Origin of the sequence: Algoriella sp. (assembly GCF_036647415.1) — a bacterium.
GTDB lineage: Bacteria > Bacteroidota > Bacteroidia > Flavobacteriales > Weeksellaceae > Empedobacter.
Genome location: NZ_JAVXKG010000003.1, coordinates 119349 through 132367 on the forward strand (window position 1 = coordinate 119349; position 13019 = coordinate 132367).

The 13019-nt window shown below is 30.6% G+C and carries 12 protein-coding genes and 1 other RNA gene; 8 read left to right on the forward strand and 5 right to left on the reverse strand.

Features of this window, described 5'->3' with window-relative positions; all coding sequences use genetic code 11:
- Window positions 1-21 precede the first annotated feature (21 nt).
- Genes RSC72_RS02225 through RSC72_RS02235 form a run of 3 tightly spaced genes read left to right on the forward strand, consistent with a single transcriptional unit; the run spans window position 22 to window position 3162 of the window.
- Window positions 22-1500 (forward strand): hypothetical protein, encoded by a 1479-nt coding sequence (locus RSC72_RS02225; RefSeq protein WP_332566131.1) that lies wholly within the window; start codon window positions 22-24, stop codon window positions 1498-1500.
- Between the two features lie 22 nt (window positions 1501-1522).
- Window positions 1523-2221 carry a hypothetical protein gene (locus tag RSC72_RS02230; protein WP_332566130.1) on the forward strand — a complete coding sequence of 233 codons (699 nt, stop codon included), beginning with the start codon at window positions 1523-1525 and terminating at the stop codon, window positions 2219-2221.
- Window positions 2221-3162 (forward strand): transketolase family protein, encoded by a 942-nt coding sequence (locus tag RSC72_RS02235; protein ID WP_332566137.1) that lies wholly within the window; start codon window positions 2221-2223, stop codon window positions 3160-3162. The genes RSC72_RS02230 and RSC72_RS02235 overlap by 1 nt, the downstream gene beginning before the upstream one ends.
- A 73-nt stretch (window positions 3163-3235) precedes the next feature.
- Here RSC72_RS02235 and rnpB read toward each other — a convergent pair.
- From rnpB to RSC72_RS02250, 3 genes are all read right to left on the reverse strand, one after another.
- Window positions 3236-3545: RNase P RNA component class A (gene rnpB, locus RSC72_RS02240), an RNA gene on the reverse strand.
- Window positions 3546-3631: 86 nt separating this feature from the next.
- Window positions 3632-6157: an ATP-dependent Clp protease ATP-binding subunit gene (locus tag RSC72_RS02245; protein ID WP_332578398.1), complete on the reverse strand. Its 2526-nt coding sequence runs from the start codon at window positions 6155-6157 to the stop codon at window positions 3632-3634.
- Window positions 6158-6272: 115 nt separating this feature from the next.
- Complete coding sequence (locus RSC72_RS02250; protein WP_332578399.1) at window positions 6273-6923, reverse strand: NRDE family protein; 651 nt, start codon at window positions 6921-6923, stop codon at window positions 6273-6275.
- A 50-nt stretch (window positions 6924-6973) separates the two neighbouring features.
- Here RSC72_RS02250 and RSC72_RS02255 point away from each other — a divergent pair, with 50 nt between their 5' ends.
- From RSC72_RS02255 to RSC72_RS02270, 4 genes are all read left to right on the forward strand, one after another.
- On the forward strand, window positions 6974-7471 hold the full coding sequence (locus RSC72_RS02255; RefSeq protein ID WP_332546434.1) for a hypothetical protein: 498 nt from the start codon (window positions 6974-6976) through the stop codon (window positions 7469-7471).
- Complete coding sequence (locus tag RSC72_RS02260) at window positions 7468-8061, forward strand: hypothetical protein (protein WP_332546436.1); 594 nt, start codon at window positions 7468-7470, stop codon at window positions 8059-8061. The genes RSC72_RS02255 and RSC72_RS02260 overlap by 4 nt, the downstream gene beginning before the upstream one ends.
- Window positions 8058-9044 (forward strand): D-alanine--D-alanine ligase, encoded by a 987-nt coding sequence (locus RSC72_RS02265; RefSeq protein ID WP_332546437.1) that lies wholly within the window; start codon window positions 8058-8060, stop codon window positions 9042-9044. The genes RSC72_RS02260 and RSC72_RS02265 overlap by 4 nt, the downstream gene beginning before the upstream one ends.
- 67 nt (window positions 9045-9111) lie before the next feature.
- Entirely contained in the window at window positions 9112-9888 is a 777-nt protein-coding gene (locus RSC72_RS02270) for a rhomboid family intramembrane serine protease (RefSeq protein ID WP_332546439.1), read from the forward strand.
- On the opposite strand, the gene RSC72_RS02275 is transcribed toward RSC72_RS02270, so the two are convergent.
- Entirely contained in the window at window positions 9852-10289 is a 438-nt protein-coding gene (locus RSC72_RS02275) for a hypothetical protein (protein ID WP_332546441.1), read from the reverse strand. The genes RSC72_RS02270 and RSC72_RS02275 overlap by 37 nt on opposite strands.
- A 59-nt stretch (window positions 10290-10348) precedes the next feature.
- Between RSC72_RS02275 and RSC72_RS02280 the strand changes: the two genes are divergently transcribed.
- A complete protein-coding gene (locus tag RSC72_RS02280; protein ID WP_332546442.1) occupies window positions 10349-12604 on the forward strand; it encodes a zinc-dependent metalloprotease in 2256 nt (751 codons plus the stop codon).
- Between the two features lie 78 nt (window positions 12605-12682).
- Here RSC72_RS02280 and RSC72_RS02285 read toward each other — a convergent pair whose 3' ends face one another.
- Window positions 12683-13003: a YbaB/EbfC family nucleoid-associated protein gene (locus RSC72_RS02285; protein ID WP_332546444.1), complete on the reverse strand. Its 321-nt coding sequence runs from the start codon at window positions 13001-13003 to the stop codon at window positions 12683-12685.
- Window positions 13004-13019 lie beyond the last annotated feature (16 nt).

The window sequence follows — 13019 nt, forward strand, 5'->3', positions numbered from 1 at the left end:
CAAAAAAACCACCACTATACTATGAGAAATTTATTTTATTCTTTAATCGCACTGTGTTCTTTGACAGCTTTTGGACAAGAAAAAACATATACGTTTGACAAAAAAGTTTCATATAAAATTAGCGTTCCAGACGAATATTCGGCTTATTTCACTAATAAAGATATATATTTTTTTAATTATATCTCAAAAGATGCTTTATTAGGAACTTTTAGTGGTGTTACTAGTTACTACACCTCTACTGGAAATACATTTAATCAAGAATCTTTTTTCATTCAAAATAACCGTGTTTTCAATGTTTATACCAATTCATTAGAAAATAGATTGAGTATCAAAGTTCCTACTTATTATGAAGGAGTAGAAGATAAAGATTTACAACCTTATGATGATAATTTTATTGGAGATTTTTCTTCAATAAATAATTTAAATTCTACACAAACCATCAATGGATACACGTGTAATGAATTTGAAATAATATCAAAAAAAGAAGTAGAAGAAACGAAGACCAAAATTTGTGTTGATCAAAAAAATCAAATCAATAATATTGTTTTTTTAGTTCCAAAAGCAAATCTTAAAGGTCTTTTAATACGTTTAGATGACGGAAATTTTAATGGATTTACAATAAATGAAATTTCTAACTCTTCTGCAAAAATTAGTTTTGATGATAAAAAAGAAATCGAAAAATTTAACGTAGAAATTGTAAAAAGTAAAGAAGAATACCAACAGTTGTACGCAAATGCAGCTGTAGATTCTGCAGCAATTGCTTCTGAATATGCAATGTCAGATAATCGTTATGATGATCCATTAATTGGATACTACTCTTATGCAACTTCTGAAAACGAAAATGTAAATTCAGTATTCAATACAATTGCTTCATTGGGTTATGGTATAGTTCAGAAAGACGATGATTACGATGGAAATCCTGATTACGAACGTACAAAAGCATTAAAAACTGTCGAAGGTTCTACAAAGCAAATTATCAAACAATACAAGAAAAACGGTTTGGTAAACAGTAGCGAAGCAAAAGAATTAAATAAACTTTTCAAGAAATTTTACGAAGATGCAAATGATTTCAAACTAGTTTCAAATCCTGATTATGAAGATGCCGCAGTCGCTGCAGATTCTGCATACGCAGAAGCAGTTGATGCTTTAGATGCAGAAGCTTACGAACCTTATACATCAACTTACAAAACAGACGATATTAGCGTAGTTAGTTTAGCTATAGAAAATCCTGATGTAAAAGAATATCTGAAAGTTGCACCAAAACATTGTACTGATTTGAAAACGAAGATACCAACATTTTCTGATAAAGATTTGGGTAATTTAGTTTACAATTATGTAGGGCAAACATGCGATTTGTATATTTATGAAAGTGGAAGTGTAAGTTTAAGCGGCACTATAAACGCATTACGCAAAAGTGTTTTAGAAATAAACAATAAATCAGATAAACTGACAAAAGACGACAAAGAAAAATTAACAACTTTCCTTAATTCTTTAGATTAATCATTATCTAAACTAATTCATCATGAAAAAATTGTTTAGCTTAATTTTTATATTTATTGCAACTTTAACCTTTGCACAAATGCAAACGTATAAATTTGAAAACATTGTACAATATCGAATCAAAAATGATTTTTATTCAGATTATCTTAATATTTTTTCAACCAAAGATTACAATGCACATCTGATGATAACGCAAACTCCGATGGGAAATCTTGCTTCGTTAAAAATTGGAGACAATATGTATTCTGTTTATAGCGAAGAAAAAAATCCGAAAGTATTCAAAATTGATTTTGAAGGAACAAAAGATTTATTAAGAAATGTTTTTTTAACAACTGACAATCCAAGTTTAACGAGTTCCGAAATCGGAAATAGTTATGTTGCGAATAGAACTGGTCAAAAAGATACAATCTTGAACAAAACGTGCGAAATTTATAACGTTTACAATAAAAATAATGAACAAGATGAAGGAACAGAAATTTGTATCGATACAAATTCTAACATTAATACAGTTCCATTTATTAATTCTGAACTAAATCTGAAAGGTTTGATTTACCGCGTTGGACAACAAATAATTTTAGAAAAAGTTGAAACTTTAGAAGCTATGTTAAAAGAAGATTCTAAAGAAAATAAAAAAATCTCAGCAGATGATTCCATTTTCCAATTTGATGAGAAAGCAGAAGTAGAAGAATACAAAAACGAATACAAAAAACAAAAAAAATGATAGACTTAACATACACAGAAAAAAAAGATACACGTAGTGGATTCGGAGACGGATTGACAGAGTTAGGAAGAACAAATCCTAATGTAGTTGCATTATGTGCTGACTTGATTGGCTCATTAAAAATGGATCAATTTATCAAAGAAAATCCAGAACGTTTTTTCCAAATCGGAATTGCAGAAGCTAATATGATGTGTATTGCTGCCGGATTAACAATTGGTGGAAAAATTCCATTTACTGGAACTTTCGCAGAATTTTCTACAGCTCGTGTGTACGATCAAATTCGTCAATCTATCGCATATTCTAACAAAAATGTAAAAATTGCTGCATCACATGCAGGTTTAACATTAGGAGAAGATGGTGCAACACACCAAACGTTAGAAGATATTGGATTAATGAAAATGTTACCAGGAATGGTGGTAATTAATCCATGTGATTATAACCAAACAAAAGCAGCTACAATTGCGGTGGCGGAATACGAAGGCCCTGTTTATTTACGTTTCGGACGTCCTGCTGTTCCTGTTTTTACTCCAGCTGATCAGAAATTTGAGATTGGAAAAGGAATCTTAATGAACGAAGGTACGGATGTAACAATTGTTGCAACTGGACATTTGGTTTGGGAATCTTTGGTTGCTGCGGCTGAATTAGAAAAAGAAGGAATTTCTTGTGAGGTAATTAATATTCATACGATTAAACCTTTAGATGAAGAAATCATCTTAAATTCTGTAAAGAAAACAGGTAAAATTGTAACAGCAGAAGAACATAATATTCTTGGTGGTTTAGGTGAATCTGTTGCTAGAGTATTGGCACAAAAATTACCTACAAAACAAGCTTTTGTTGCTGTAAACGATACTTTCGGAGAATCTGGAACACCATCAGATTTAATGAAAAAATATGGTATAGATTCTACAGCAGTTATAGAAAAAGTAAAATCTTTGTTATAAGAACTAATATTTCATAAAATGAAAAAGGAGCTTAATATAAGCTCCTTTTTTATTTTTATACTTCTTACAATCTAATAAAAGCAAGCCGATAAGCCGGATTCTGTCATTACAAATGTAATGCTTTGTCATTTATCTAGAACCTTAGTTACCCAAGATCTCCATCTGCCTACCCCCCAGCAACGGACGAGTAGCCCTTAACTGCTGGTATACATGGCATTGCACCGCATAGAGTTTACCTGGTTTCACTACAGCCGAACTGTACATACTTTCTGTTGCACTTGTCCTACTTCCGAAGAAGTGACGGGCATTACCCGCTATGCTTACTCTCTGGTGTCCGGACTTTCCTCTCCGAATAAATTCGCAGCGACAAAGTGGCTTGCTGGCACAAATGTACAGCAAAACTAGCCAAATAAAAAAAAGCCTTAAATAAAATATTTAAGACTTTCTTATATAAAAACTTAGAATGTTATTATTCTGATTTTTCTTCTTGTGTTTTCTCTTTTACAGAGATTTTAACACCATCTTTTGCTTCATTTAGTTCTAATAACAAATGATCTCCTTCGCTAATTTCTGCATTAATGATTTCTTCTGCCATCGGATCTTCGATATATTTTTGGATCGCACGTTTTAGTGGACGAGCACCATATTCTTTATCAAAACCTTTATCAGCAATAAAATCTTTTGCTTCTGTAGTTAATTCTAAATGATAATTAAGCGCAGTTAATCGTTCAAATAAACTAGCCAATTCAATATCAATAATCGACATGATATTTTCTTTTGATAATGAATTAAAGAAAATAATATCATCAATACGATTTAGAAATTCTGGAGCAAAAGCACGTTTTAGTGCTGTTTCTATTGTAGATTTTGCACGTTCATCAGCTGTATCTTTTTTAGCTGAAGTACCAAAACCAACACCATCTCCAAACTCTTTCAATTGACGTGTTCCGATGTTAGATGTTAAAATGATAATCGTATTACGGAAATCAACTTTACGTCCTAAACTGTCTGTTACATGTCCATCATCTAAAATTTGTAATAAAATATTAAAAACATCTGGATGTGCTTTTTCTATCTCATCAAGCAAAATAACTGCATAAGGTTTACGACGTACAGCTTCTGTTAATTGTCCACCTTCTTCGTAACCAACGTAGCCCGGAGGTGCTCCAACTAAACGAGAAACGGCAAATTTCTCCATATACTCAGACATATCAATTCTGATTAATGCATCATTAGAATCAAAAATCTCTTTTGCTAATACTTTTGCTAATTGTGTCTTACCAACACCTGTTGTTCCTAAGAAAATAAATGAACCAATTGGTTTGTTTGGATCTTTTAATCCAGCACGATTACGTTGAATAGCTTTTACAACTTTATTAACAGCTTCGTCTTGACCAATTACTTTTCCTTTCATTAACTCATTCATTTGAGCTAATTTTTTCAATTCTTTTTCTGCAACACGATGTACAGGAACACCACTCATTAACGATACAACTTCTGCAACATTTTCATCTGTAACCGTTTCACGATTTTCTTTTGATTCTTGCATCCATTGTGCCTGTGCGCGTTTCAAATCACTTTCAATTTGCTTTTCCGAATCGCGTAAACGAGCAGCTTCTTCGTATTTCTGTGATTTTACAACTTTTGTTTTTTCTTCGCGAACTTCTTCTAGTTTTTCTTCAAGATCTAAAATTTCTTGTGGAACTTTTATATTCTTGATATGCACACGAGAACCTGCTTCATCTAAAGCATCAATTGCTTTGTCTGGTAAAAAACGATCTGTAATATAACGTGTTGTTAAACTAACACAAGCTTGTAATGCCTCATCTGTATAATTTACATTGTGATGCGCTTCGTACTTATCCTTTATATTATGTAAAATCTGTAATGTTTCTTCTGGTGATGTTGGTTCAACCATTACATTTTGAAAACGACGTACCAAAGCACCATCTTTCTCGATGTACTGACGATATTCGTCTAATGTTGTTGCACCAATACATTGTAATTCTCCACGAGCTAATGCTGGTTTGAACATGTTTGAAGCGTCTAACGAGCCTGTAGCTCCTCCTGCTCCAACAATTGTATGTAACTCATCAATAAAAAGAATAATGTCATCATTTTTCTCTAATTCATTCATGATGGCTTTCATACGTTCTTCAAATTGACCGCGGTATTTAGTTCCTGCAACCAAAGATGCTAAATCTAAAGTTACAACACGTTTATTAAACAATACACGCGAAACTTTACGTTGTATAATACGTAATGCCAAACCTTCTGCAATTGCAGATTTACCTACTCCTGGTTCTCCAATTAACAATGGATTGTTCTTTTTACGACGTGATAAAATTTGCGACACGCGCTCAATTTCTTTTTCACGTCCAACCACTGGATCTAATTTTCCTTCTTGTGCAGCTGCCGTTAAATCTCGTCCAAAGTTATCTAAAACTGGTGTTTTACTTTTTGACGTTGTTTTACTTGTTGATGCACGTTCAAAATCATTATCAGAATCTCCTCCATCAAAAGAAGGATTCTCTGCACGCGGCGATTGAATCTCTTCGTCTTGAAATTGAAATTTAAATTCCTCTTTTACTGTATTATAATCAATATCAAGTTTATTCATCAATTTTGTAATCGGATCGTTTTCATTACGAAGAATACATAATAAAAGATGAATTGTATTTACAGTTGGACTTTTAAACAATTTTGCTTCTAGAAATGTTGTTTTCAACGCTCTTTCAGCTTGTTTTGTCAAACTCAAATTCTTTATACTATTACCATCTGTTTCTTTTGGAGGATTTAGGTTTTCAATTTTTTGACGCATTTCGTCTAAATCTACATTCAATGCCTCTAAGACTGAAATTGCTTTACCTTCACCGTCGCGAATAATTCCCAACAGAAGGTGTTCCGTTCCTATTTGGTCATGGCCTAATCTCAACGCTTCTTCCTTACTATAAGAAATAACGTCCTTTACTTGTTGTGAGAAGTTATCGTTCATTTATTTAAGCTGTCTTTAACAAATATAATTATTCTGATTTATACTAGCATAAATTATGCCTTTGTAAGTATTGATTTAATGATTCCTAAAAATATACAATTATTGTCTACTAAATCTAAAATAACTGACAATATTTCATATCAATTTTTGAATGATTCGCAATGATTTGAGAAATAGATGTTGTTGCTAAAAAGTCGTATATATCTCCTTTATTCATTTTTAATGAATCGTGTAACTCCAGAATTTGTGTCGTTTCTAAATCTTTATTCAACTTAAAAATACCATCAACTTCTCTCCTACGCGAAGTCGAATAAAGTGTCGACGAACACCATGTTACTATTTCTTGATTAGAAACATCATCTATCTTCAATTCATTTTCGTTCCAATACAAAAGGTACGCATTTTTATTTTTTCTTTCAAATACAAAAATTGTAAAAGGTGCAATGTCTGACAAATTTTCAGTCTCAATATATTCTTTTACAGAATTATACTTTAATATATCTAATAAAATAATTCCTCTACTTTCTTTATAATGTTCTTTAAAATGAATTGGTTTTTCTTCTCCACCATTCAGAATACACGCAATAAATTCTTCCGAATAAAAAATCCATGTTCCTTTTGCACGCTCATCAACAGGTGAAAAATAGGTTTTATTAAATCGTTTTTGTTCTATAATTTCTTTTGAAGAATTACGATTTATTTCCTCATCTCTGTTGTGCGTTAAAATAAATTGATCTTTCTTTCTATAAAAACTGATTATACACATCTCATTTTTCAATTTACTTCAAATGTAAAAATTTATCTTTGCATAGATTTATGAGTATTCAAAAAACAATAGCACATTCTTTTAGCGAAATAAAATCGATTCTTTTACAATTTGATGATGAAATGTATCAAAAAGAATTGAAAATTATTTCGAATGGAACAATTGGTCAACATTTTCGACATATTATTGAGTTTTATTACTGTTTTATAGAAGCACAACAAAATAATTGTGTTTGTTATGATGAGCGTAATCGCAACTATTTATGGGAAACTTCTGTTATTGAAAGTTTGAATATTATTAATCACTTAAATGATAAAATTTCACAGTTGGATTTGACTAAAAAAATCAAACTAAAACAAAATTATTACAACGATTCTTTTCTTATCGAATCTACAAATCAACGTGAGTTGATGTATTGTTTTGATCATAGTATTCATCATTTTGCTATTCTTAAAATTGCTCTAACAACAACTTTTCCTACCGTTAAAATCCCTACAAATTTTGGTATTGCATCCTCTACTCTTCATTTTCAAAAACAAGAAAAATGAATTCTAAAATAACAAAAGAAGTAAACTATCATAACAGAATTATTTCAACTTTTATTGGACAAAAAATTGAAGCGATTTTTTATGAAGAAATTAATTACGAGGAAAATAAGAAATATTGGGAATTTTCTAAAATAATTCATTCGATTGACATGAATGTCATTATGAAATTTTCAAACGGAAAACTTATTCAACTTTTTTGGGATAATGAATTCGAAAGTTATGGAATTGGTTTTATTGAAATCTTTGAATTAGAAACAAAAGAGGGATATAAACTAATTCAAGTTTCTGATAATATTAATTGGAAAAATATAATTGGAAAAACTATTTCTGCAATAAAAGTTTACTGGGATGAAAGTGAAAGTCAATCTTTGCAAAAGGTTTTTAATTATTTAATTCCAATAGGAAGAAAAACACATATTCGTTTGCCTTTGACTTGGGAAATTAATTTTGAAGGAGAAAATATATGGATTTCTACACTAGAATTGAGAGAAAATGGAAATCCTTATTATTGGGCAGACCATTTGACTATTATGTTTTCTGAAGATGACGCAAATAAATATTCATTAAAAAATCCTCAAAATAACAAATGAATCCAAAAATAACAAAGTGGACACGATATGAATTTTGGTCGTTTTGGCTATTTTATGGACCATTAACGCCTTGGTATATTTACAAAATATTTCGTGCTGGTGCTCCTGCTTATTTTTGTGCAGTAAACCCAGGTATAAAATGGGGTGGTTTTATGAATTATCCTAAGATTGATCTTCTTAATCAAATTGAAGAAAAGTATAAACCAAAAACAGTTTTCTTTGAAGAATTTACTTCGCAAAAAATTCCATTTGATTTTCCTTTTATTGCAAAACCAAATATTGGAGAACGTGGAATTGGCGTAGAATTAATCAGAAATAAAAGCGATTGGGAAACGTATATTCTACAAAATAATCGCGAATTAATTTTACAAGAATACTTCAATTCTAAATTTGAATTTGGTGTTTTTTATGTCAGATTACCGAATGAAAAAAATGGAAAAATTATCTCAATTACAACAAAAGAATTTTTAACATTTACTGGCGATGGAAAATCAACTTTCAAAGAATTAATCAATCAAAATTTACGTGCATTTTACCGTAAAGATTATTTGTTTGAACGTTATAAAACCCATCTTTTTCTGATTTTAGCAAATGGCGAACAAAAATTAATAGAACCAATTGGAAACCATAGTCGTGGTACAATTTTTTTGGATGGAAGTCATTTAAAAACAATTCAACTTGAAAAAACAATTGATAAAATTGCTAAAAACATAGATGGCTTTTTTTATGGAAGAATTGATTTAAAAGCAAAAAATTTAGAAAATTTTCAGAACGGAAATTTTGTCATACTCGAAATTAACGGTGCAAATTCTGAAGCTACACATATTTACGACCCAAGTTATAATTTGTTAAAAGCCTACAAAGAAGTACTTAAGCATTTGAATTATCAACATAAAATTGCGGTTCAAAATAACAAAAATGGTATAAAATGGACAGATTGGAGGTTACTTGCAAAAGAAATTATGGCGCGCTATAAGTCGTAATTTAACCATATTTGTCATATTTTTTGAAAGGGAATAAAGATTGAAAAGGATTTTACAAATCACTTTTATGAATTATCCATTTCCTAAAAAAACTCTTGTAATTCCTGTATTACTTCTAATTCCTATGTGGATTATTTTTCTGTTTCAGATAAATGGATACGAAACAAGTGGGTGTTATGGTGTTATTCCGCGAACATTTGTCGGACTAAAAGGAATTCTTTTTTCTCCTCTTTTTCATTCTGGTTGGAAACATATTTTGAGTAATACTTTTCCTTTGGCTTTTCTTAGCTTTTTAGCTTTGTTATTATACGATAGATTAGCATATTATGTTATTTTCTTTGGGTGGATAATTTCTGGAATTTTACTTTGGATTATCGGAAATCCTCCTTTTTTAGACGATCATGTAAGTTGTCATATCGGCGCAAGTACAATTGTATATTTATTGGCTTCCTTTATATTTTTCAGTGGAGTTATTCGTAAAGAACGAGGTTTAATGGCTGTTTCTTTGATTATAATTGTTTTATATGGCGGAATGATTTGGGGCATGGTTCCACAAGAAATTTTACCACAATTAAAATCCGAAGTTGGAAATAATTCTATTTCTTGGGAAGGACATTTAAGCGGGTTTATAACTGGTGCTTTTTTCGCTTATTTATTCAGAAAAATTGGTCCACAAAAAGAAAGTCCTAAATGGGATCAAGAAAATTATTATGATCCTCGCGAAGAACAATTATGGAATACTTATCTAGAACAAGAGCGTGAAAAAGCTGAATATCTCAACGCTTTGAATGAAAAAGATAATGAAGATTATTTTGACAATGATTCGGATAATTTAGTCAAATAATCATCTAATTTCTTTAAATCTGTTGCCGGATTTCCTTTATCATATTTGTTTGTAGAAAATATAGAGTCCTTTGTATCAAATTTGATAGAAGTTGCGGCTGCTCCATCACGCATAAAAGATTGACTTGGAGATTTTATTTCTTCAATTTTATTAAAAGAAATTCCATTCATCAAATTATTAATTTCTCTCCATTCGTTTTTAACATTTCGTTTATTTAACGTGTCATTCTCATGTTGGATTAAATAAATAACATCCTTATTTAGTCCAATCGTGTAACTTCCCCTTCTAGACGATTCTGTTCTTTCTATCTTAGATAGAGAATCTTTTTCATTCTCTAAATAATTATTTTTTTGACATGCAGTTAAAATTAAAAAGCATGATAATAATATGTTAAGTTTCATAAAAAAATATTAATTTTATAATTATTCTATATAACCCAAATATAATTAACCCTTTTTTAATGAAAAAATTTTTATTCACATTATCAGTTTTAACTTTTTTCAATTCTGCAAATGCTCAAAATTGGACACAAGTTTCAAATAATATTTTAAAAAGCAAAAACTCCAACTCAGAATTTAATAATTCTAAAGTCTATTCTATGGATGCTACTAATTTAAAAAATAAATTAGCATCAGCACCTTCTAGTACAAGTAGTCAAACTGGAGCTGTTATTGATATTCCTACTTCTGACGGAAATATTCAAAAATTCATGGTATGGGAAGCTTCAATTTTATCACCTAAATTACAGGAGAAATATCCTAATATCAAATCTTACGTTGGTAAAAATTTAGAAGATCCTTCTGTATACTTAAGATTTAGTGTAACTCCATTAGGATTTAGTTCTTCTATTTTTAGAAATGATGGAAATTCTGATTTTATAGACTCTCATGATGTAAATGGTAATACTTTTTATGAAGTACATAGCTCTAGTAAAGCAAGTAGTAACTTTGTTTGCTCTACAAACGAGTTGATATCTAAACATCAAACAAATGATGAGTCTGTAAATATAGCTAATAAAGCAAATGATAAAGTATTTAGAACATATCGTTTAGCACTTTCTGTCCCTGGTGAATACACTGCTTATTTTGGAGGTACAAAGGAAAAAGCTTTAGCTGCTATGACAAATACAATGACACGTGTAAATGGTGTTTTTGAAAAAGATATGGCGCTTAACTTTCAGCTTGTAGATGATACGAATGATTTGATTTTTACCGATTCTACTACAGATCCATATTCGGCTCCCTCAAAAGGAATGAGTGACGACCCTACTTATGGTGGTGCTCCATACTACTTATCAACTTGGCAAGTAGAACTACAATCTTACCTGACAAATAGTTTTGGTGAAGCAAAATATGATATAGGACACTTCTTTGGTTCTAGTGGAGGCGGTGGTAATGCAGGATGTATTGGATGTATTTGTGACACAGATTTTCCTGATGGAAAAGGAAGTGGTATGACTTCTCCTTCGAATGGTATTCCATCTGGAGATAAATTCGACATTGATTATGTTGCACATGAAATAGGACATCAAATTGGTGCAAACCATACTTATTCTCATATTTACGAAGGAACTGGAGTTAACGTAGAACCAGGAAGTGGATCTACAATCATGGGATATGCAGGAATCACAGCATATAATGTACAATCAAATTCTGATGATTATTTTACATATAGAAGTATTTTACAAGTTCAGAATAATCTAAAAAATAAAACGTGTGGTATTCAAAAACCTATTTTAAATACACCTCCAAAAATTGAATTAGTAAAAACTAGTTATACTATTCCTATTTCAACAGCTTTTAAATTAGATGCAAAAATTACTGATGCAGAAAATGATGCTTTTTTAACAACATGGGAACAAAACAATTCAGGAAATTCTACTACTGAAGATGGTAATAGTAGAGTAAAACAAACCAAAACAGTTGGTCCAAACTTTAGATCTTTTGCACCAGTTAAAGAAACATATAGATATTTTCCTAAATTTAGTGCTATCTTAACAAATAAACTATTACATACAGGTACAGGAAATTCGGTTTGGGAATCGGTAACATCTGTTGCAAGAAATTATGATTTTACTGTAACAGCAAGAGATTATAATCCTCAAGGTCCTCAAACAAATACTGCATCTGTAAAAATTATAGCTTCTAATGCTGCTGGTCCATTTATTGTAAATACACCAAATGATACAGACAATAAGTTAATGCTTAATGCATCTAATTTTGATGTAACTTGGAATGTTGCAAATACTAATATAGCGCCTGTAAATACTGCTAAAGTAAAAGTATCTATCTCTTGGGATAATGGTAGTACTTTCGAAGAATTGGGTGTTGTAGACAATACAGGAACTGCAAACTTTGCTTTACCTGCAAATGCAAAAGATGTAACAAATGGTTATATTATGATAGAAGCTGTAGACAATGTCTATTTAGCAGTTAAAAAATTCTCGACAGGAACTTTAGCTACAAAAGAATTAGACGCAAAAAAATCTTTAATCTATCCTAATCCATCAAACGGAAGTTTTACAATAGAGCAAAAAACATCTGGTAAAGTTAGTGTAGAAATTATCGATTTGAATGGAAGAACTGTTTACACTTCTTCTGAAAATGCTTCTGGTAATTTCAAAAAACAAATTGACACAAAATTACCTGCTGGTGTTTATGTTGTAAAAGTATCTTCTGACGAAGGACAATCAACATCTAAATTAATCATCAAGTAAATAATTATTTTTGATACAAGAAAAAATCCCTGAAAGTTTACTTTCAGGGATTTTTATTGTTTTATATTTTCTAAGTGATTAGAAAGGTAATCCAGGAATATTAGGTAAATTTTCTTGTGCTGTTTTCTTTGCACGATCTATGGCTTCGGTTTTTACTTGCTCTAAGGCTTTGTTTAACGTCATTACCAACAAATCTTCAATTTCTTCTTTATCCATACCTTCAGCTAATTCAATATCTTTTACTGTAGCTAATTTAGACATCGTAATTTTCACTTTTCCATCGTTAGATGTCGTTGTAAAAACTTCTCCTTCCAAATCATTTTTCAAATCAGAGAATTTATCTTTAATTGAACCAATTTTCCCCATCATTCCCATGATGTCTCCAAAATTTCCAAACATTTATTTTATCTTTAAT

Coding starts and splice junctions, on each gene's coding strand:
- RSC72_RS02225 (WP_332566131.1), top strand. CDS start 22: ATGAGAAATTTATTTTATTCTTTAATCGCACTGTGTTCTTTGACAGCT.
- RSC72_RS02230 (WP_332566130.1), top strand. CDS start 1,523: ATGAAAAAATTGTTTAGCTTAATTTTTATATTTATTGCAACTTTAACC.
- RSC72_RS02245 (WP_332578398.1), bottom strand. CDS start 6,157: ATGAACGATAACTTCTCACAACAAGTAAAGGACGTTATTTCTTATAGT.
- RSC72_RS02250 (WP_332578399.1), bottom strand. CDS start 6,923: ATGTGTATAATCAGTTTTTATAGAAAGAAAGATCAATTTATTTTAACG.
- RSC72_RS02255 (WP_332546434.1), top strand. CDS start 6,974: ATGAGTATTCAAAAAACAATAGCACATTCTTTTAGCGAAATAAAATCG.
- RSC72_RS02260 (WP_332546436.1), top strand. CDS start 7,468: ATGAATTCTAAAATAACAAAAGAAGTAAACTATCATAACAGAATTATT.
- RSC72_RS02265 (WP_332546437.1), top strand. CDS start 8,058: ATGAATCCAAAAATAACAAAGTGGACACGATATGAATTTTGGTCGTTT.
- RSC72_RS02270 (WP_332546439.1), top strand. CDS start 9,112: ATGAATTATCCATTTCCTAAAAAAACTCTTGTAATTCCTGTATTACTT.
- RSC72_RS02275 (WP_332546441.1), bottom strand. CDS start 10,289: ATGAAACTTAACATATTATTATCATGCTTTTTAATTTTAACTGCATGT.
- RSC72_RS02280 (WP_332546442.1), top strand. CDS start 10,349: ATGAAAAAATTTTTATTCACATTATCAGTTTTAACTTTTTTCAATTCT.
- RSC72_RS02285 (WP_332546444.1), bottom strand. CDS start 13,003: ATGTTTGGAAATTTTGGAGACATCATGGGAATGATGGGGAAAATTGGT.